The following is an 18,508-nucleotide window of genomic DNA, read 5'->3' on the forward strand; positions in this document are numbered from 1 at the left end:
ACCCGCACCCCGTAGCAAGGAAGAGACCCAAGTGACCGTGACCGATCCCGCGCTCGACAGCGTGGCGTCCGCCCTGGAGATGGACAAGGTGGAGAGCCACCTCCACCCCGAGGGCTCGTTCGACCTGGCCGACCACCCCGTGCCCACCGGGCGCGAGGAGATCTGGCGGTTCACCCCGCTCAAGCGCCTCCGCGGCCTCCACCAGGACGCGCCGCTCGGCCCGACCGGGCTGGAGGTCCAGGTGGACGCGGCCGCCGGGGTGCAGGTCGAGCAGGTGCCCGCCGACTCCCCGGTGCGCGGCTCCTCCGGTCTGGTCCCCACCGACCGGGTCTCGGCCCGCGCCTGGCACGCCGCCGGGCAGGCGACGGTCGTGCGCGTCCCCGCCGAGGCCGTGGTCCCGGGCGCCACCGTCGTCACCCACCGCGGGCAGGGCGTCGACGGCGCCACCGCGGGGCACGCGGTGATCGTCGCGGAGAAGTTCTCCAAGAGCACCGTGGTGCTGCGCTTCGAGGGCTCCGCGGTGCTGGCCGACAACGTCGAGATCGTCGTCGAGGACGGCGCCGAGCTGACGGTCGTCTCCCTGCAGGACTGGGCCGACGACGCCGTCCACCACTCCACCCAGCACGCCCGGGTGGGCCGCGACGCGAGCCTCAAGCACGTCTCGGTCTCGTTCGGCGGCGACGTGGTGCGCCACGACGCCACCGCCGAGTACGCCGGCCCCGGCGGCTCCGTGGAGATGCTCGGCCTCTACTTCGCCGACGCGGGGCAGCACATCGAGCACCGGCTCTTCGTCGACCACACCGCGCCGCACACCCGCAGCAACGTCGTCTACAAGGGCGCGCTGCAGGGCGAGGGGGCGCACGCGGTGTGGATCGGCAACGTGCTGATCCGCAAGGTGGCCGAGGGGATCGAGACCTACGAGGAGAACCGCAACCTCGTCCTCACCGACGGCTGCCAGGCCGACTCGGTCCCCAACCTGGAGATCGAGACGGGCGAGATCGAGGGCGCCGGCCACGCGTCCGCGATCGGCCGCTTCGACGACAACCAGCTCTTCTACCTCCGCTCGCGCGGGGTGGAGGAGGACGAGGCGCGTCGTCTCGTGGTGCACGGCTTCTTCCACGAGCTGATCCGCAAGATCGACGTCCCCGAGATCGAGGCCAAGCTCACCGAGACGGTCGAGGCCGAGCTCGAGAAGAACGTCCTGAAGGCCTTCTGATGGCGTTCCAGCGCGCGTGCGCCACCTCCGAGGTGCGCGACGACCAGGCCACCTCCGTCAACCTCGACGGCATCGACGTGGCGGTGGCCCGCGACGGCGAGGACTACTACGCCGTCCAGGACCTCTGCAGCCACGCGCACGTCGCGCTCTCGGAGGGCGAGGTCGCCGACTGCACGATCGAGTGCTGGCTGCACGGGTCGACCTTCGACCTCCGCACCGGCAAGCCCACGGTCCTGCCGGCCACCGAGCCGGTCTCGACCTTCCCGGTGGAGGTCCGCGGCGACGAGGTGTACGTCGACGTGGCCACGCCCCTCAACGGCGTCACGCCGTCCTGACCACGACTTCCCCCCAGAGATAGAGAGACTGAACTGATGAGCACGCTGGAGATCAAGGACCTGCACGTCTCGGTGGACACCGAGGACGGTCCCAAGGAGATCCTCAAGGGCGTCACGCTGACCATCAAGGACGGCGAGACCCACGCGATCATGGGCCCCAACGGCTCGGGCAAGTCCACCCTCGCCTACTCGGTGGCCGGTCACCCGAAGTACACCGTCACCAGCGGCAGCGTGCTGCTGGACGGCGAGGACGTGCTGGCCATGTCCGTCGACGAGCGGGCGCGCGCGGGCCTCTTCCTCGCCATGCAGTACCCCGTCGAGGTGCCCGGCGTCTCCGTCGCCAACTTCCTCCGCACCGCAAAGACGGCGATCGACGGCGAGGCGCCCAAGCTGCGCACCTGGGTCAAGGACGTCAACGCCGCGCTCGAGAGGGTCGACCTCGACCCCACCTTCTCCAGCCGCTCCGTCAACGAGGGCTTCTCCGGCGGCGAGAAGAAGCGTCACGAGATCGCCCAGCTCGAGCTGCTCGCCCCCAAGGTGGCGATCCTCGACGAGACCGACTCCGGCCTCGACATCGACGCGCTCAAGGTCGTCTCCGAGGGCGTCAACCGGTTCACCGCCCAGGGCGACAAGGGTGTCCTGCTGATCACCCACTACACGCGGATCCTGCGCTACATCAAGCCCGACTTCGTGCACGTCTTCGTGGCGGGCCGGATCGCCGAGCAGGGCGGCCCCGAGCTGGCCGACCAGCTCGAGGCCGAGGGCTACGACAAGTACACGAAGGCCGCGGTCTGAGCATGACGATCCCCGGACTGCTCCCCGAGCTCGAGGTGATCAGGAAGGACTTCCCGATCCTCGAGCGCACGGTCGCGGGTGGGCAGCCGCTGGTCTACCTCGACAGCGCCAACACCTCGCAGAAGCCGCAGTGCGTGATCGACTCGATGGTCGACCACCTCGAGCGGCACAACGCGAACATCTCGCGCGCCATGCACGCGCTGGGCGCCGAGGCCACGGAGGCGTTCGAGGGGGCCCGCGACCGGGTCGCCGCCTTCGTGAAGGCGCCCTCGCGGGACGAGGTGGTCTTCACCAAGAACGCCTCCGAGGCCCTCAACCTGGTCGCCAACACGCTGGCCTGGGCGAAGGGCCCGCTGGCCGTCGGCGAGGGCGACGAGATCGTCATCACCGAGATGGAGCACCACTCCAACATCGTGCCGTGGCAGCTGCTGGCCGAGCGGACGGGCGCCACGCTGCGCTGGTTCGGGCTGACCGACGACGGCCGGCTCGACCTCTCGGGAGTCGACGACCTGATCACCGAGCGCACCAAGGTCGTGTCGCTGACCTGGGTCTCCAACATGCTCGGCACGATCAACCCCGTGGCCGACATCGCCGCCCGGGCCAGGGAGGTCGGCGCCCTCGTGGTGGTCGACGCCTCCCAGGCCGCGCCGCAGCTGCCCGTCGACGTGGTGGCCTCCGGCGCCGACTTCGTCGCCTTCACCGGCCACAAGGTCGTCGGGCCCACCGGCATCGGGGTCCTCTGGGGCCGCCGCGAGGTGCTGGAGGCGCTGCCGCCGTTCCTCGGGGGCGGCGAGATGATCGCCACCGTCAGCATGGAACGCTCCACCTGGGCGGGGATCCCGCACAAGTTCGAGGCCGGGACGCCGCCGATCGTGGAGGCCGTCGGCCTCGGCGCGGCGGTCGACTACCTCGACGCCGTGGGCATGGAGGCGATCCACGCCCACGAGCAGGCGATCACCGGCTACGCCCTCGAGGGGCTCCTCTCGGTCCCGGGCCTCACGGTGCTGGGCCCCCAGGACGCCGCCTCGCGGGGCGGTGCCGTCGCGTTCGAGCTGGCGGGGGTCCACCCGCACGACGTGGCGCAGGTGCTGGACACCCGCGGCATCGCCGTGCGCGCCGGCCACCACTGCGCCAAGCCGGCGCACGCCCGCTTCGGGGTGCAGAGCTCGACCCGGATGTCGTCGTACCTCTACACGACCCCGGCCGAGATCGACGCCCTGGTGGAGGGCCTCCACTACACCCGTTCGTACTTCAAGGTGGGGTGAGCCACGTGTCCGCCGAGCTCGACGCGCTCTACCAGGAGATCATCCTGGACCACTACAAGAACCCCCACCACGCGGGGCTCCGGGAGCCCTACGAGGCCGAGGTGCACCACGTGAACCCCACGTGCGGGGACGAGGTCACCCTCCGGGTGCACCTGGACGGCGACCGCGTCGTCGACGTGTCCTACGACGCCCTCGGCTGCTCGATCTCGCAGGCCTCGGCCTCGGTGATGACCGACCTGGTCATCGGCCGCCGGGTCGAGGAGGCGCTGGCCGTGCACGAGGAGTTCCTCGCCCTCATGCAGGGCAAGGGCACCGTGGAGCCCGACGAGGACGTCCTCGAGGACGGCATCGCCTTCGCCGGCGTCGCCAAGTTCCCCGCGCGCGTGAAGTGCGCCCTGCTCGGATGGATGGCCTGGAAGGACGCCACCTCGCAGGTCCTCCGCAACGACAACCCGCAGGAGACAGCATGAACGACATGGACCAGACCGCGACCCCCCACGCCGACCTCCCCGAGGTCGACCTGGCTGCGGCGTCCGGCAGCACCACGGCGACCGTCGAGGACGTCACCGAGGCGATGAAGGACGTCGTCGACCCCGAGCTGGGGATCAACGTGGTCGACCTCGGCCTCGTCTACGACGTCCACGTCGACGAGGGCAGCAACGTCGTGCTCGACATGACGCTGACCTCCGCGGCCTGCCCCCTGACCGACGTGATCCAGGACCAGACGCGCTCCGCGCTGGAGGGCCTCGTCAACGACGTGGCGATCAACTGGGTCTGGATGCCGCCGTGGGGCCCCGACAAGATCACCGACGACGGTCGCGAGCAGCTGCGCGCGCTGGGCTTCAACGTCTGAGACCGACGTGACGGAGCAGGACCGGGACGACCGGTCGCCCCAGGAGCGGGACGCCGCCATCGAGGACTTCTGGAACGTCGCGCGGTTCCACGGCAAGCTGACCCAGCTCCCGGGCTACTTCGGTCCCACGGTGCTGGCCTCGGTGCCGCCGCCCGTGTGGAGCCTCGGTGCGACGCCCCAGGAGGCCGACGCCGCGGTGGCCGGGCTGCTCGACGGGTCCGGCACGACGCTGCGGACGCCGACGGCGGAGTACGAGTCCGCGGGGGAGCCGTTGCCCGAGCCGGGCGCGCTGGCGATCGTCACCGACGGGCAGGGCCGGCCCCGGGTGCTCGTGGTGACGTCCGCCGTCGAGGTCGTCGACGACGAGGTCGTCGAGGAACTCACGGTCCTGCACTCCTGAGGCGGGGAACGCGCCGGCCGAGGCCGGGACGCGTCACTTGAGCACGGAGAGCACCGAGGAGAAGTCGTCGGTCCACGCCTCACGCGCGGTCCCCGGCTCCCGCCACTGCGGCCGCTCGAGCAGCCGGGCCACGTGGTCGGGGTCCGGCGAGAGGGCCACCCAGAGCGACTCGACGCCGACGCCGTCGGTCCGGCCCGTCCCCACGGCGGCCGCCCAGCCCAGCCGCTCGGCGTGGTGGGCCACGACCGGCTCGAGGTCGAAGACCCGGTTGGAGACGTGCACCAGCAGGATGCCGTCGTCGGCCAGGGCCCGGTCGTAGACGGCGAACGCCTCCTCGGTGAGGAGGTGGACGGGGATGGCGTCGGAGGAGAACGCGTCGAGCACCAGGACGTCGTACGTGCCGGGCTCCGCCCGCGACAGCGCGAGCCGGCCGTCGTCGACCACGACCTCGACCTCGGCAGCGGTGTCGGCGAGGTAGGTGAACAGGCGCGGGTCGGAGGCGACCCGGACGACCTCCTCGTCGATCTCGACGAAGGTGAGCCGCTGCCCCGCCCCGACGTGCGCGGCCATCGTCCCGACCCCGAGGCCCACTACGCCCGTGTGGGCCGGGGTGCCGAGGGCGAAGACGTCCCCCACGGGGCCCTGCCGCGCGTAGTACGACGTGGGCTCCCGCCGCCGCTCGCCGGTGAGCTGGGTGCCGTGGATCGTCGTGCCGTGGCTGAAGACGTGCTGGTCGCCGTCGGCAGCCACGCGGTAGGTCCCGTAGAAGGTGCGGTCCCGGTACAGGGGGTCGGGCGTGAGCACGACCGATCCGGCCAGGGCGAGGGAGAGCGCCAGCACCGTGGCGGTCGGACGACGGGAGCCGAGCACGGCGAGCCCGGCCGGCACGGCGACGACGCCGACGACGACGAGCAGCCCGCCGCCGTCCTGCTCGGAGGTCCATGCGGCGCCCGCGAGGAGCACGACCAGGACGAGCGCGACCTCGGCCGCCCGCAGGACGCCGGGGTGGAAGCGCGCCAGGCGTGCCGGGAACGGCTGGGGGAGCAGGGTGCCGAGGAGGACCACGCCGAGCAGCGCCAGCGGGTACTCCCAGACGTCCGTGAGCACCAGCGGCGCCAGCAGCCCGTTGAGCAGCCCGCCCAGCGCGCCCCCGGCGGCCACGACCAGGTAGAAGGCGGTGAGCAGGTGCGGGGTGGGACGCCGGACCGCCAGGGCCCGGTGTGCGGCGTAGGCGGCGCTGGCGAGCACGGCGAGGTCGAGGCCGATCGCCGCCGCCATCGGCAGGCGCGTGGCGCCGGCCAGCTGCACGAGGAGGGCGACGGTGGCCAGGCCCGCGGCCAGGCGCAGCGTGGTGCCGGGCGCCTGTCGCCCCGCCCGGGCGAACGCGACCACGAAGGTGGCCAGGTAGATCGCCAGCGGGACCACCCACAGGAGCGGGATCGCCGCGACGTCCGTCGAGACGTGCGCGGTGACGCCGAGCATGAGGGTCGAGGGCAGGAACGCCAGAGCGAGCCATCCCAGCACCAGGCGCGGCGTCAGGGCGTCGGGGCCGGCCGGTGGCTCCGCGGCGGGCTCCTCTGCGGTCGGCGCCGTGGGGCCGTCGTCCGGGTGGCGGGTGCGGCCCTGCCCCCGCCTGGCCGTCACGGCGCAGGCCGCCACGAGCAGCAGGAGCAGGAGGAAGCCTGCGGACCACCCCAGCCGCTGCTCGCGGAGGGAGAGCAGCGGCTCCACCACGAAGGGGTAGGCCAGCAGGCCGCCGAAGCTTCCGAGGTTGCTGGTGGCGAAGAGGAAGTAGGGGTCCTCGGCGCGGGCGGTGCCCGTCCAGGAGTACCAGCGCTGCAGCAGGGGGCCGGTGGTCGAGAGCACGGCGAAGGGGAGCCCCACCACCAGGGCCAGGACCCAGAGCAGCCACAGGGCCGGGGTGACGTCCCCGGACGGCGCCGCACCGGGAGGGAGGGCGACCGGGAGCGCCACGAGCGGGAGCAGGAGGACGCCCAGGTGGAGCAGGGGCTGACGGCGTGGGCCCAGACGCCGGGTCGAGACGTGGACGTAGAGGTAGCCCACGAGGAGCAGCAGCTGGAAGAAGAGGCTGCTCGTGCTCCAGACCGCGGCCGACCCGCCGAAGCTGGGCAGCACCAGGCGGGCGACCATGGGCTGCACCACGAAGAGCAGGGCCGCGCCGGTGAACGAGGTGAGGGCGAAGAGGACGGTCGTGGCCCGCCCCCGCCCCCGGCCTCCGACCGGGAGCGCGGGGGGCTGCACCACGGCGGGCAGGGGCGTGGTCTGCTGGCTCATGGGTCCTCGTGCCGGTCGCGGGGCGTCGTGGACGGACGCTAGCGGCGGTCGCGGCCGCCGGTCCCGGGAACGACGGAACTCGCCCGGCTAGGGTGGCGCCGTGCCTGTCGTCACGGTCCCGCCCGCGCGACTGCCGCGGTGGGTCGACAACTTCGCGCAGCGGCACGACGGGGTCGTCCTCCGGACGCGCGACGGCCGCCTCGCCGGCACCGCCGGCGACGGGTCCACGTTCGAGGCCGCCCTGCCGTTCTCCCGGGAGCACGTCGGTGCGGCCGCCGTGGACGACTTCGTCCGCGGCACCGCTCCGCCGCCCGTCTGGGGCGTCCTGCTGGTCCGCAAGGGAGGCTTCGCGGTCGCGCGGATGGCGGGGGAGCAGCTGGTCGAGCACAAGGTGGGCCAGCGTCACGTCCAGGGCCGGACGAAGGCCGGCGGGCAGAGCCAGCAGCGGTTCGCCCGCCGTCGCGACAACCAGGCGAGGGTCGCCTACGCCGCGGCCGCCGACCACGCGGCGCGGATCCTGCAGCCGGGCCCGCTCGTCGTGGGCGGCGACCGCGAGGCCGTCGACCAGGTCCTGGCGGACCGCCGGCTGGGCGGGTGCCGCGTCGTCGGGGAGTGGCTCGCCGTGCCCGACCCCCGCCGGTCGGTCCTCGACCAGGCCGTCCTCGACGCGGGCGCGGCGCGCGTGGTGGTCGAGAACGCCTGAGCGGGAGCCCGCGCTCTGTCAGGATGGCGGGCATGTGGCAACCGGAGCCCGGGTGGCACCGCCTGCCGGGGGCCGGCCCCTCGACCCAGGGGGTGTGGGCCGCGCGCGAGGGTGGGCTGGACGTCGTGGTGAAGCGACTCGTCGCGCCCACGCCGCACGACCCCTCGGCCTACCGCGAGCCCGGCCACCCGGCGTACTGGCGGCGCGCGGTCGAGGTGGCGCGGTCCGGCGTCGTCCAGGAGACCCCGGGGCTGCGGGAGCCGGCGGTGGTGCGGGTCGAGGAGGACGCCGAGGGGGTCACCCTGGTCCACGCCCGGGTCGAGGACGCCGGCACCTCCGGCCTCTACCTGGCGCGCAGCCTGGGTCGCTTCGCCGCCGCGCCCGCGGTCGAGCTGCCGTGGCTGGTGCGCGGCCAGCTCGCGGCCCGGCTGGCGGAGGTCGCCCGGCGGGGTGGCTGGACGACCCTGGCGAGGACGCCGGTGGCCGACGTCGCCGACCACCTGTGGCGCCGCCGCGAGGTGCTCCTCGCCCGGGTCGACGACCTGCCCCACGTCCTGCAGCACGGGGACCCGGTCCCGTCCAACCTCCCCGGCCACGTGGAGGACCACGTCGTGGGCGTCGACTGGTCGACCCTCGGGCTGGGTCCCGTGGGGGGTGACCTCGGCTACCTCTCGCTGTCGACCCGCGAGGCGTTCGAACCCCTGCTGGAGGCCTACCTGGCGGGGCTCCCGACCGGGCTGGCGAGCCGGGAGCAGGTGCTGCTGGGGGCCCGGGTGACCTCGGTCTACACCGTGCTCACGCGGGCGGACTGGGCGTTGGCCCGGGTCGCCGGCGGGGAGGGGGCGCTGGCCGGCAAGTTCCGTCACCCCAGCGTCGCCCCCTACCTGCGCGCGATGCAGCGCCAGCTGGTCCAGCTCGAGGCGCTCGTCGGACAGGCGGGCTGAGCCGGGCAGGGTCCGGTGCCCGAGGGCGCCCGAGGACGTCAGAGGGCGTCGGTCGCCCAGGTGTCGCAGGCCTCGAGGGTGCCCTCCTCGTAGCCGGTGCGGAACCAGGCCTGGCGCTGTTCCGACGAGCCGTGGGTCCAGCCCTCGGGGTCGACCCGGCCACCGGAGCGCTGCTGGATGCGGTCGTCGCCGACCGCCTTGGCGGAGTCGAGCGCCTCCGAGATGTCGGACTCGTCGACCTCGCTGAAGATGGCCACGCCGTCGTCGTCGGCGGTGCCCTCGGCCGCCCGGGTCCACATGCCGGCGTAGCAGTCGGCCTGGAGCTCCAGGCGGACGGCGTCGCTGCGCGGGCCCTGCTGGGTCCGCACCCGGCCCATCGTCCCGAGCAGGTTCTGGACGTGGTGGCCGTACTCGTGCGCCAGCACGTAGGGCTCCACGAAGTCGCCGCCCTGGCCGCCCAGCTGGCCCTCGAGGACGTCGGCGAAGAAGGAGGTGTCGAGGTAGATCTGCTGGTCGGCGGGGCAGTAGAACGGGCCGACCTGGGAGGACGCCTGGCCGCAGGCGGTCTGCACCCCGCCGGTGAAGGTGTTGACCGGTGCCGGGGCGAGCTCGGTGCGTCCCTGCTCCGGGAGCGTCCGCGCCCAGAACTGCTCCAGCGACAGGACCACCGCCTTGCGGGCGCAGTCGGGGTCCTCGTTGGCGTCCGCTCCCGTGCGGCAGTCGGCGTAGCGGTCGCCGTCGGCCTCCAGCCCTGCCGGCATCTGGCCCGTCCCGGTGTCGAACATCGAGCCGGCCCCACCGGTGCCGCCCTGGCCGCCGCCGACGCACTGGGTCAGCACGAGGAAGAGCACGACGAGCAGGAGGCCGCCGATCCCGCCCCCCGCCTTCGCGCCCCCGGGGACCGGGAAGCGCATCGGGGCGCCGCCGCCGCGGCGTCCTCCGGCGTCCCGGACGTTGCCGCCGCTGATGTCGGCCTTGGGGTTGAAGCGCATGGTGGTCCTTCCTGCGAGCAGCCCGCTCACGCCGACTCACGGGAATCCGGCCGGGCTCCGTACACTCTCTACCCTGATGATCACCGCCCAACACCTCGAGGTGCGCGCCGGCGCCCGCCTCCTCATGGAGGACGTCACCTTCCGGGTCGCGGCCGGCGACAAGGTGGGACTCGTCGGCCGCAACGGCGCCGGCAAGACCACGCTGACCAAGATCCTCGCCGGCGAGGCGCTGCCCGCCTCCGGGGCCGTCCACTCCAGCGGCGAGGTGGGCTACCTGCCCCAGGACCCGCGGATCGGGGACCCCGAGGTGCTGGCCCGCGACCGGATCCTCTCCGCGCGCGGCCTCGACGACGTCGTCCGGCGGCTGCGGGTGGCCGAGGAGCAGATGGGCAGCGACGACGACGCGGTGCGTGACCGTGCGATGCGCCGCTACGCGCGCGCCGACGCCGAGCTCCACGCCGGCGGGGGGTACGCCGCGGAGTCGGAGGCGGCGACCATCGCCAGCAGCCTCGGGATCGAGGAGCGGATCCTCGCCCAGCCGCTCAAGACCCTCAGCGGCGGCCAGCGTCGCCGCGTCGAGCTGGCCCGGATCCTCTTCTCCGGCGCCGAGACCCTGCTGCTCGACGAGCCGACCAACCACCTCGACGCCGACTCCATCGTGTGGCTCCGCGAGTTCCTCAAGGCGCACAAGGGCGGGCTGATCGTGATCAGCCACGACAACGACCTGCTCGAGGCGTGTGTCAACAAGGTGCTCCACCTCGACGCCAACCGGGCGACCATCGACGTCTACAACATGGGCTGGAAGGCCTACCTGACCCAGCGCGAGACCGACGAGCGCCGGCGCAAGCGCGAGCGCGCCAACGCCGAGTCGAAGGCCAAGATGCTCACCGACCAGGCCAACCGGATGCGGGCCAAGGCCAGCAAGGCGAGCGCCGCCCAGTCGATGCTCAAGCGGGCCGAGAAGATGGTCTCCGGGCTCGAGGGGGAGCGGCAGAGCGACAAGGTGGCGCGGATCAAGTTCCCCGCCCCCGCGGCCTGCGGCAAGACCCCGCTCATGGCGCGCGAGCTGTCGAAGTCCTACGGGTCGCTCGAGGTCTTCACCGACGTCGACCTGGCCATCGACAAGGGCTCCCGCGTGGTGATCCTCGGCCTCAACGGCGCGGGCAAGACGACGATGCTGCGCATCCTCGCGGGCGTCGACCGGTCCGACACCGGCGAGATCCTGCCCGGCCACGGTCTCAAGATCGGCTACTACGCGCAGGAGCACGAGACGCTCGACACCGAGCGCACGGTGCTGGAGAACATGCAGTCGGCCGCACCCCAGCTCACCGACGTCGAGGCCCGCTCGGTGCTGGGCTCGTTCCTCTTCTCCGGGGACGACGCGCACAAGCCCGCCAAGGTGCTCTCGGGCGGGGAGAAGACCCGTCTCGCCCTGGCCAGCCTCGTCGTCTCCAGCGCCAACGTGCTGCTGCTCGACGAGCCGACCAACAACCTCGACCCGGCCTCCCGCGAGGAGGTGCTGGCCGCGATCCGCACCTACGAGGGCGCGATCGTCCTCGTCACCCACGACGAGGGCGCGGTCCGCGCGCTGGAGCCCGACCGGGTGCTGCTGCTCCCCGACGGCGACGAGGACCTGTGGAACGAGGAGTACGCCGACCTCGTCGCGCTCGCCTGAGGGTGCTCGCTCATTACCGACAGGTAACCTAGGATGGCGACCATGACTCCTGAAGAGCTGGGCGCCGTGGGCCTGAGGTTCGAGGTGGCGGGTCCCGTCGCCACCATCACGCTGGACCGGCCGGAGGTGCGCAACGCGCAGACTCCGGCCATGTGGCGCGCCCTCGCCGAGCTGGGCCGCGGGCTCTCCGACGACGTCCGCGTCGTGGTGGTCACGGGTGCGGGGGAGACCTTCTCCGCCGGCCTGGACCGGGCGATGCTCGACCCCCGCTCGGGGGGCGACGGCCAGGAGACGGTCGCCGGCCTGCTGGCGATGTCCGACCAAGAGGTGGCCGACACGATCGACGCCTACCAGGAGGGCTTCACCTTCCTGCGCGACCCGCGCTTCGTCTCGGTCGCCAAGGTCCGGGGGTACGCCGTGGGCGCGGGCTTCCAGCTGGCGCTCTCCTGCGACCTGGTGGTCGCCGCCGAGGACGCGCAGTTCTGCATGAAGGAGTCGGCGCTGGGCCTCGTGCCCGACCTGACGGGAACAAAGCCCCTGGTCGAGGCGGTTGGATACGCCAGGGCCCTCGAGATCTGCGCCACGGCACGGATGGTGGGCGCCCAGGAGGCCGCCCGGATCGGCCTGGCCCAGGCCGTGGTCCCGGGTGACCAGCTGGACGCCGCCGTGGAACAGCTGGCGGGGGCGCTGACGGCACCGATGGTCGGGGCCGTGCGGGAGACCAAGGCGCTCCTGCAGGGTGCGGCTGGCCGCTCCCTGGAGGACCAGCGCCGGCTCGAGCGGGAGGCGCAGGTCAGGCGCTTCCGCGAGGTCGCCGGCGGCGCCTGATCCCGGGGGCGCCACGGCGCCGGGCAGAGAGGGGAACCACGTGTCCTTGCAGATGGGCATGGGCCCGGCGTGGCGCCACATGCGCAGCGACCGGAGCATGGCGCGCCAACGGGTCGAGCGGGAGACCTTCCGTCGGATCCTCGGCTTCGCCCGACCGCACGTCCGCGCGATCGCGCTCTTCCTCGCCGTCACCTCGGTGGACGCGGCGCTCGTCGTCGCGACCCCGCTGCTGGTCAAGAAGCTGGTCGACGACGGCATCACGGCCGGCGACGCGGGCCTCGTGGCCTGGCTGGCCGCGGCGATGGCGGGCGTGGCGGTGCTCGGCGCCGTCCTCTCCGTCGTCGGCGGCTACCTCTCCTCGCGCATCGGCGAGGGCCTCATCTACGACCTGCGCACCCAGGTCTTCGGGCACGTCCAGCGCCAGTCGCTGGCCTTCTTCACCCGGACCCAGACGGGTGCCCTCGTCTCCCGGCTCAACAACGACGTGATCGGCGCCCAGCGCGCCTTCACCTCCACCCTCTCCACGACGGTCTCCAGCCTCGTCTCGGTGGTGGTGGTGAGCGTGGCCATGCTGGCGTTGAGCTGGCAGGTCACGTTGCTCTGCCTCCTGCTCTTCCCCCTGCTGCTCGGAGCCTCGCGCTGGGTCGGCAACCGGCTCGCGGGGCTGACCCGGGAGCAGATGGAGGGCAACGCCGACCTCGGCAACGCCATGACCGAGCGGTTCAACGTGGGCGGCGCCATGCTGCTCAAGCTGTTCGGCCGGCGCGCCGAGGAGGACCGGCTCTTCGCCGCCAAGGCGGGGGTCGTCCGCGACCTGGGGGTGCGGATCTCGCTGGTCACCCGCGTCTTCGTCGCCGTCATGCTGCTCGTGCCGGCCCTGGCCACCGCGCTGGTCTACGGCGTCGGCGGCCGGCTCGCGATCGAGGGGACGCTGAGCATCGGCACGGTGCTGGCGCTGGCCACCCTGCTGCTCCGGCTCCTCGGCCCCCTCCAGAGCCTCTCCAACGTGCGCGTCGACGTGATGACCGCCCTGGTCTCCTTCGACCGGGTGCTGGAGGTGCTCGACCTGCCGTCGACGATCCAGGAGAAGCCCGGCGCGGTCGCCCTCCCCGCGACGGCGGCCCGGGTCGAGTTCGACGACGTCCGGTTCCGCTACCCGCGGGCCGAGGAGGTCTCACTGGCGTCGCTCGAGGCTGTCACGCGCACCGAGGGTCCGCAGGGCGAGCTGGTCCTCGACGGGGTCTCGTTCGTCGCCGAGCCCGGCCAGATGATCGCCCTCGTGGGCCCGTCGGGGGCGGGCAAGACGACGATCACCCACCTGGTCGCCCGGCTGTACGACGTGACCTCGGGTGCGGTCCGCGTGGACGGCCACGACGTCCGGGACGTCACCCTGGAGTCGCTGGAGGACGTGGTCGGCTACGTCACCCAGGACTCCCACATGTTCCACGACACCATCCGGGCCAACCTGCGCTACGCCAGGCCGGGCGCCGACGACCGGGAGCTCTGGGACGCCCTGGCGGCGGCCCAGGTCGACGGCCTGGTCCGCAACCTGCCGGAGGGTCTCGACACGGTCGTGGGCGACCGTGGCTACCGCCTGTCGGGCGGTGAGCGGCAGCGGCTGGCGATCGCCCGGCTGCTGCTCAAGGCGCCGTCGGTGGTGGTCCTCGACGAGGCGACCGCCCACCTCGACAGCGAGTCGGAGGCCGCCGTCCAGCGCGCGCTCAAGGTCGCCCTCGAGGGCCGCACCTCCCTCGTGATCGCCCACCGCCTTTCCACCGTGCGCGAGGCCGACCGGATCCTGGTGGTCGAGGCGGGCCGGGTCGTCGCCTCGGGGAGCCACGAGGAGCTGCTGGCGGCGGGGGGCCTGTACGCGGACCTCTACCGGACTCAGTACTTCTCGGAGCGCTCCGCCGCCTCCTGAGCCTCCCGTCGCCGGTCGCGCCACTCGTCGTACAGCAGGTAGAGGAAGCCGAAGACGGCCATGGCGCCGAAGAACCACCACTGGAGCCCGTAGAAGAAGTGCGGGCCCTCGTCCAGCTCGGGCAGCTCGGCGGGCTCGAGGGGGACCTCGGGGGCGGGGGTCTCCGAGGCGAGGGCGACGAAGCCCGAGAGGAGCTCCCGGTCCAGCGCCTCGCCGATGGCGGCACTGCTGATCGCCCGGGTCCGCTGGTCGGTGACCTCCGCGCTGTCCCCGGTCGCGTCCTGGCGCACCCAGCCGGTCACGGTGACCTCGCCGTCGGGGGGTGCTGGGAGGTCGTCGGGGACCTCGCCGCGGTTGGCCGTCGGCCACCAGCCGCGGTCCACCAGGAGGGCCGAGCCGTCGTCGAGCACGAGGGGCACGACCGCGTTGACGCCGGGCGCGCCGTCCCGGGTCCGGTAGCGGACCACGACGGTCTCCTCGACGGCGTACCGGCCCGAGGCCTCCACGACCCGCCACTGGTCGTCGTCGGCCGGCGGGCGGTCCACCGCCATCACCTCGGCCACCGGCGCCGGCGGCAGCGCCTCGTTGCGCTGGATGATCTCGTTGCGCTCGCGCCGGTCGTCGAGGCGGTGGAACTGCCACTGGCCGAGCTGCCACGCGAGCCACGTCAGGAGCACCACGGCCAGGAGGAAGAAGGCCCAGCGCCTGCTGGCCAGGAAACCCCAACGACTCACCCCCCGAGGCTATCCGGCGCCGGGCTGCCCGCCGGGACGCCCCCTATGCTGGGGTGATGGTGCAGATGCTCGAGGACCGCTTCGGCCGCGTGGCGACAGACCTGCGCGTCTCGTTGACCGACAGGTGCAACCTGCGCTGCACCTACTGCATGCCCGCCGAGGGCCTCGACTGGATGCCGGCCGAGGAGACGCTGACCGACGACGAGGTCGTCCGTCTGGTCACCATCGGCGTGCGGCACCTCGGGATCCGCGAGGTGCGGTTCACCGGCGGCGAGCCCCTGATCCGGCGCGGCCTGGTCGACATCGTCCGACGCACCCACGAGCTGGGGGGCGTGGAGACCTCGCTGACGACCAACGGCCTCGGGCTGCAGCGCGTGGCGGGGGCGCTGGCGGAGGCCGGGCTGGACAGGGTCAACGTCAGCCTCGACACGGTGCGGCCCGAGTCGTTCCGCGCGATCACCCGGCGGGACCGGCTCGACGACGTCCTCGCCGGTCTCACCGCCGCCCGGGTCGCCGGGCTGGAGCCGGTCAAGGTCAACGCGGTGCTGCTGCGCGGGATCAACGACGACCAGGCACCCGAGCTGCTGCGCTGGTGCCTCGACCAGGGGTACGCGCTGCGCTTCATCGAGCAGATGCCCCTCGACGCGCAGCACGGCTGGCACCGCGACGCCATGGTGACCGCCGACGAGATCCTGGCCGCGCTCGAGGCGGAGTTCACCCTCCGGCCGGCCGAGGAGCCGCGGGGGAGCGCGCCCGCCGAGCTGTTCACGGTCGACGGGGGCCCCGGCACCGTCGGGGTGATCGCGTCGGTGACGAGGCCGTTCTGCGGAGACTGCGACCGGGTCAGGCTCACCGCCGACGGGCAGGTCCGCAACTGCCTCTTCGCCCGGGAGGAGTCCGACCTGCGCGCCGCGCTGCGCGGCGGCGCCGACGACCACGAGATCGCCACGCGCTGGGTGGCGGCGGTGCGCGGCAAGCGGGCCGGCCACGGGATCGACGACCCGACCTTCCTCCAGCCCGACCGCCCCATGTCGGCGATCGGCGGCTGACTCAGCCGACCGGGTCCGGGGCCCCGGGGCCTCCCGAGGTGTGCGGCACCACGTCGCGCAGGAAGGACCGGGCGCCCAGGAAGCCGGCCAGGTGCTCGCGGTGCTCCTCGCACGCCAGCCAGGTCTTGCGACGCTCCGGGGTGTGCAGCTTGGGGTTGTTCCACAGCAGTGCCCAGGCCGCGGGGACGCTGCAGCCCTTGGCCGAGCAGAGGTCGACGTCGGTCACGAGGCCCGCTCCTCGCCGGTGGGCGGCGGGGCGGCGGCGTCGCCGGTCGTGCCGCCGAGCTCGCCCCCGGCGGTGCCGGGAGCCAGCTCGTGCCGGGGCCGGTTGGCGTCGAGGACGAACGGGTCCTCGCGGGTGTCGGTGGCGTTGGCCAGCACCACCGCGACGTAGGGGAGAAGGACCGCGCCTGCCACGAGGACCCAGCGGAGCCACCCCGGGCCCACGGCGACAGCGGCCACGAAGCAGGCCACCCGGATCGCCATGGAGACGACGTAGCGTCGCTGGCGTGCCGCGATGTCGGCCTCGCGACTGGCGGCGGCGGTGGTGATCCGGACGGCGTCCTGGCCGGCGGACCCCTTGCGGGTGGCCATGGGCTCCATCGTACGTCGCACGAGGTCGTCCTCCGCCGGGGGAGCACGGTCGGGAGGTGGGGCTACAGTCGGGCCATGTCGAATCGCACCTACCGCGTCACCGAGATCGTCGGCACCTCCCCCGAGGGCATCGACGCCGCCATCCGCAACGGCATCGAGCGGGCCGGGAAGACCCTGCGCCACATCGACTGGTTCGAGGTCACGCAGGTCCGCGGCCAGGCCAAGGACGGCCAGGTCGAGCACTTCCAGGTCGGCCTGAAGATCGGGTTCCGCCTCGAGGACGAGTGACGTCTTTTCGCGTACCCCGGGGTAATCACTAGCGTCGGGGGACGTGAGCCACGAGCCCCTCGAACCCCGTTCCGTCCTCGTGACCGGCGGCAACCGCGGCATCGGTCGCGCCGTCGCGGAGGCCTTCCTCGCCGCGGGCGACAAGGTCGCGGTGACCACGCGCAGCGGCGGCGCCCCCGAAGGTGCCCTCGACGTCCGCTGCGACGTCACCGACCCCGCCGCGGTCGAGGCCGCCTTCGCCGCCGTGGAGGAGGCGCACGGCCCCGTCGAGGTGCTGGTCGCCAACGCCGGCATCACCGCCGACACCCTGCTGCTGCGGATGAGCGAGGACGACTGGTCGTCAGTGGTCGAGACCAACCTCACCGGCTCCTTCCGGCTGGCCAAGCGGGCCGCGAAGGGCATGCTGCGGATGCGACGCGGTCGGATCGTGCTCGTCTCCTCGGTCGTGGGGCTGCTCGGCTCCGCCGGGCAGGCGAACTACGCCGCCTCCAAGGCCGGCCTGGTCGGGCTCGCCCGTTCGCTGGCCCGCGAGCTCGGGAGCCGGGGGATCACCACCAACGTGGTCGCGCCCGGCTTCGTCGAGACCGACATGACCGCCGTGCTCAGCGAGGAGCAGAAGGACGCGATCCGCACCCAGGTCCCGCTGGGTCGGTACGCCACGGTCGACGAGGTCGCGGCTGCCGTGACGTGGCTGGCCTCCCCGGGGGCGGCCTACGTCACCGGAGCGGTGATCCCGGTCGACGGCGGCCTGGGCATGGGCCACTGAGGGCTACGGAGATGGACGGACGAGGGACGAGGGAGCAGTGATGGGGATCCTGGACGGCAAGCGCATCCTGGTGGCGGGCGTGACCATGGAGAGCTCGATCGGCTTCGCGACGGCCCGGGTGGCGCAGGAGCAGGGCGCCACGGTGCTCATCTCGAACTTCGGCCGCGCGCTGGGCATCACCCGGCGGATCGCCGGGCGCCTGCCCACGACGCCGCCCGTGCTCGAGCTCGACGTCACCGACCCCGACCACCTCGCCGGCCTCGCCGACCAGGTGCGGGAGCACGTGGACGGCCTGGACGGCGTCGTGCACTCGATCGCCTACGGCAACCCCCAGACCCTCCTCGGCGGACGCTTCCTCGAGGGGCCCTGGGAGGACGTCGCGCAGGCGGTGCAGGTCTCGGCGTACTCGTTGAAGTCGCTCGCGGTCGCCTGCCGCCCGTTGATGGGGCCAGGGTCCTCCCTGGTCGGCCTCACCTTCGACGCCACGACCGCATGGCCCGCCTACGACTGGATGGGCGTCGCCAAGGCAGGCCTGGAGTCGACCTCCCGCTACCTCGCCCGCGACCTCGGACCCGAGGGGATCCGCTGCAACCTCGTGGCGGCCGGACCCCTCAAGACGCTCGCGGCCAAGGCGATCCCCGGGTTCGAGGGCCTCGAGTCGGCCTGGAAGGACCGCGCGCCCCTGGGCTGGGACGAGTCCGACCACACGCCCACCGCCCGTGCGGTCGTGGCCCTGCTCTCCGACTTCTTCCCCGCCACCACGGGCGAGATCGTCCACGTGGACGGCGGGTTCCACGCGATGGGGCTGTGACCGACCCGCTGGCCCCCACGCCGGTGCTGGCGTCGCCCCGCCCG

The 18,508-nt window shown here is 73.2% G+C and carries 21 protein-coding genes; 16 read left to right on the forward strand and 5 right to left on the reverse strand.

The genetic code is table 11. From position 1 onward, the window contains the following. Positions 1-31 precede the first annotated feature (31 nt). From sufD to DNK53_RS16220, 7 genes are read left to right on the forward strand one after another with little or no spacing between them, the layout of a single operon-like run. The gene (gene sufD, locus DNK53_RS16190; protein WP_239456599.1) at positions 32-1,216 is read left to right on the forward strand and encodes a Fe-S cluster assembly protein SufD; all 1,185 of its coding nucleotides are present in this window, start codon (positions 32-34) and stop codon (positions 1,214-1,216) included. Beyond that, positions 1,216-1,551 carry a non-heme iron oxygenase ferredoxin subunit gene (locus tag DNK53_RS16195; protein WP_110183361.1) on the forward strand — a complete coding sequence of 112 codons (336 nt, stop codon included), beginning with the start codon at positions 1,216-1,218 and terminating at the stop codon, positions 1,549-1,551. Before sufD ends, DNK53_RS16195 begins: the two co-directional genes overlap by 1 nt. A gap of 36 nt (positions 1,552-1,587) precedes the next feature. Then, the gene (gene sufC / locus DNK53_RS16200) at positions 1,588-2,346 is read left to right on the forward strand and encodes a Fe-S cluster assembly ATPase SufC (RefSeq protein ID WP_110183362.1); all 759 of its coding nucleotides are present in this window, start codon (positions 1,588-1,590) and stop codon (positions 2,344-2,346) included. A 2-nt stretch (positions 2,347-2,348) separates the two neighbouring features. Further along, complete coding sequence (locus DNK53_RS16205) at positions 2,349-3,611, forward strand: cysteine desulfurase (RefSeq protein ID WP_110183363.1); 1,263 nt, start codon at positions 2,349-2,351, stop codon at positions 3,609-3,611. A 5-nt stretch (positions 3,612-3,616) separates the two neighbouring features. Next, positions 3,617-4,081, forward strand: a complete 465-nt coding sequence (sufU, locus tag DNK53_RS16210) for a Fe-S cluster assembly sulfur transfer protein SufU (protein ID WP_110183364.1) — start codon at positions 3,617-3,619, stop codon at positions 4,079-4,081. A 5-nt stretch (positions 4,082-4,086) separates the two neighbouring features. Further along, on the forward strand, positions 4,087-4,464 hold the full coding sequence (locus DNK53_RS16215; protein WP_110183576.1) for a metal-sulfur cluster assembly factor: 378 nt from the start codon (positions 4,087-4,089) through the stop codon (positions 4,462-4,464). A 7-nt stretch (positions 4,465-4,471) separates the two neighbouring features. After that, the gene (locus DNK53_RS16220; RefSeq protein WP_110183365.1) at positions 4,472-4,864 is read left to right on the forward strand and encodes an ASCH domain-containing protein; all 393 of its coding nucleotides are present in this window, start codon (positions 4,472-4,474) and stop codon (positions 4,862-4,864) included. 33 nt (positions 4,865-4,897) lie between these two features. Here the strand turns inward: DNK53_RS16220 and DNK53_RS16225 are convergent, their stop codons facing one another. Beyond that, positions 4,898-7,159, reverse strand: coding sequence for a spermidine synthase (locus tag DNK53_RS16225; RefSeq protein WP_110183366.1), 2,262 nt, complete (start codon positions 7,157-7,159; stop codon positions 4,898-4,900). A 100-nt stretch (positions 7,160-7,259) separates the two neighbouring features. Here DNK53_RS16225 and DNK53_RS16230 point away from each other — a divergent pair, with 100 nt between their 5' ends. Both DNK53_RS16230 and DNK53_RS16235 read left to right on the forward strand, forming a co-directional pair. Continuing rightward, a complete protein-coding gene (locus DNK53_RS16230; RefSeq protein WP_110183367.1) occupies positions 7,260-7,862 on the forward strand; it encodes an acVLRF1 family peptidyl-tRNA hydrolase in 603 nt (200 codons plus the stop codon). Positions 7,863-7,894: 32 nt separating this feature from the next. Further along, positions 7,895-8,806, forward strand: coding sequence for a phosphotransferase (locus DNK53_RS16235; RefSeq protein ID WP_110183577.1), 912 nt, complete (start codon positions 7,895-7,897; stop codon positions 8,804-8,806). A 38-nt stretch (positions 8,807-8,844) separates the two neighbouring features. On the opposite strand, the gene ypfJ is transcribed toward DNK53_RS16235, so the two are convergent. Then, positions 8,845-9,828 (reverse strand): KPN_02809 family neutral zinc metallopeptidase, encoded by a 984-nt coding sequence (gene ypfJ / locus DNK53_RS16240; protein ID WP_239456600.1) that lies wholly within the window; start codon positions 9,826-9,828, stop codon positions 8,845-8,847. A gap of 46 nt (positions 9,829-9,874) precedes the next feature. Between ypfJ and DNK53_RS16245 the strand changes: the two genes are divergently transcribed. Genes DNK53_RS16245 through DNK53_RS16255 form a run of 3 tightly spaced genes read left to right on the forward strand, consistent with a single transcriptional unit; the run spans position 9,875 to position 14,222 of the window. Next, positions 9,875-11,473, forward strand: coding sequence for an ABC-F family ATP-binding cassette domain-containing protein (locus DNK53_RS16245; RefSeq protein ID WP_110183369.1), 1,599 nt, complete (start codon positions 9,875-9,877; stop codon positions 11,471-11,473). A gap of 42 nt (positions 11,474-11,515) precedes the next feature. After that, complete coding sequence (locus DNK53_RS16250) at positions 11,516-12,301, forward strand: enoyl-CoA hydratase/isomerase family protein (protein WP_239456601.1); 786 nt, start codon at positions 11,516-11,518, stop codon at positions 12,299-12,301. A 40-nt stretch (positions 12,302-12,341) separates the two neighbouring features. Then, positions 12,342-14,222 carry an ABC transporter ATP-binding protein gene (locus tag DNK53_RS16255; protein ID WP_338041057.1) on the forward strand — a complete coding sequence of 627 codons (1,881 nt, stop codon included), beginning with the start codon at positions 12,342-12,344 and terminating at the stop codon, positions 14,220-14,222. Here DNK53_RS16255 and DNK53_RS16260 read toward each other — a convergent pair. Continuing rightward, positions 14,189-14,956 (reverse strand): SURF1 family cytochrome oxidase biogenesis protein, encoded by a 768-nt coding sequence (locus tag DNK53_RS16260; protein WP_110183372.1) that lies wholly within the window; start codon positions 14,954-14,956, stop codon positions 14,189-14,191. The genes DNK53_RS16255 and DNK53_RS16260 overlap by 34 nt on opposite strands. A gap of 56 nt (positions 14,957-15,012) precedes the next feature. On the opposite strand from DNK53_RS16260, the gene moaA reads away from it, so the two are divergent. Next, entirely contained in the window at positions 15,013-16,005 is a 993-nt protein-coding gene (moaA, locus tag DNK53_RS16265; RefSeq protein ID WP_204163981.1) for a GTP 3',8-cyclase MoaA, read from the forward strand. Position 16,006: 1 nt separating this feature from the next. Here the strand turns inward: moaA and DNK53_RS16270 are convergent, their stop codons facing one another. Together DNK53_RS16270 and DNK53_RS16275 are read right to left on the reverse strand one after the other, a co-directional pair. Then, the gene (locus tag DNK53_RS16270) at positions 16,007-16,231 is read right to left on the reverse strand and encodes a hypothetical protein (protein ID WP_110183373.1); all 225 of its coding nucleotides are present in this window, start codon (positions 16,229-16,231) and stop codon (positions 16,007-16,009) included. Next, positions 16,228-16,599: a DUF3099 domain-containing protein gene (locus DNK53_RS16275; RefSeq protein WP_110183579.1), complete on the reverse strand. Its 372-nt coding sequence runs from the start codon at positions 16,597-16,599 to the stop codon at positions 16,228-16,230. Before DNK53_RS16275 ends, DNK53_RS16270 begins: the two co-directional genes overlap by 4 nt. 75 nt (positions 16,600-16,674) lie before the next feature. Here DNK53_RS16275 and DNK53_RS16280 point away from each other — a divergent pair, with 75 nt between their 5' ends. From DNK53_RS16280 to fabI, 3 genes are read left to right on the forward strand one after another with little or no spacing between them, the layout of a single operon-like run. Further along, positions 16,675-16,887 carry a dodecin gene (locus DNK53_RS16280; protein WP_110183374.1) on the forward strand — a complete coding sequence of 71 codons (213 nt, stop codon included), beginning with the start codon at positions 16,675-16,677 and terminating at the stop codon, positions 16,885-16,887. Between the two features lie 43 nt (positions 16,888-16,930). Then, entirely contained in the window at positions 16,931-17,653 is a 723-nt protein-coding gene (gene fabG / locus DNK53_RS16285; protein ID WP_204163982.1) for a 3-oxoacyl-ACP reductase FabG, read from the forward strand. A 40-nt stretch (positions 17,654-17,693) separates the two neighbouring features. Continuing rightward, on the forward strand, positions 17,694-18,464 hold the full coding sequence (gene fabI / locus DNK53_RS16290) for an enoyl-ACP reductase FabI (RefSeq protein WP_110183580.1): 771 nt from the start codon (positions 17,694-17,696) through the stop codon (positions 18,462-18,464). The last annotated feature ends 44 nt before the right edge of the window (positions 18,465-18,508 follow it).

The organism is Nocardioides solisilvae (assembly GCF_003194625.1).
Classification (GTDB): Bacteria; Actinomycetota; Actinomycetes; order Propionibacteriales; family Nocardioidaceae; genus Nocardioides; species Nocardioides solisilvae.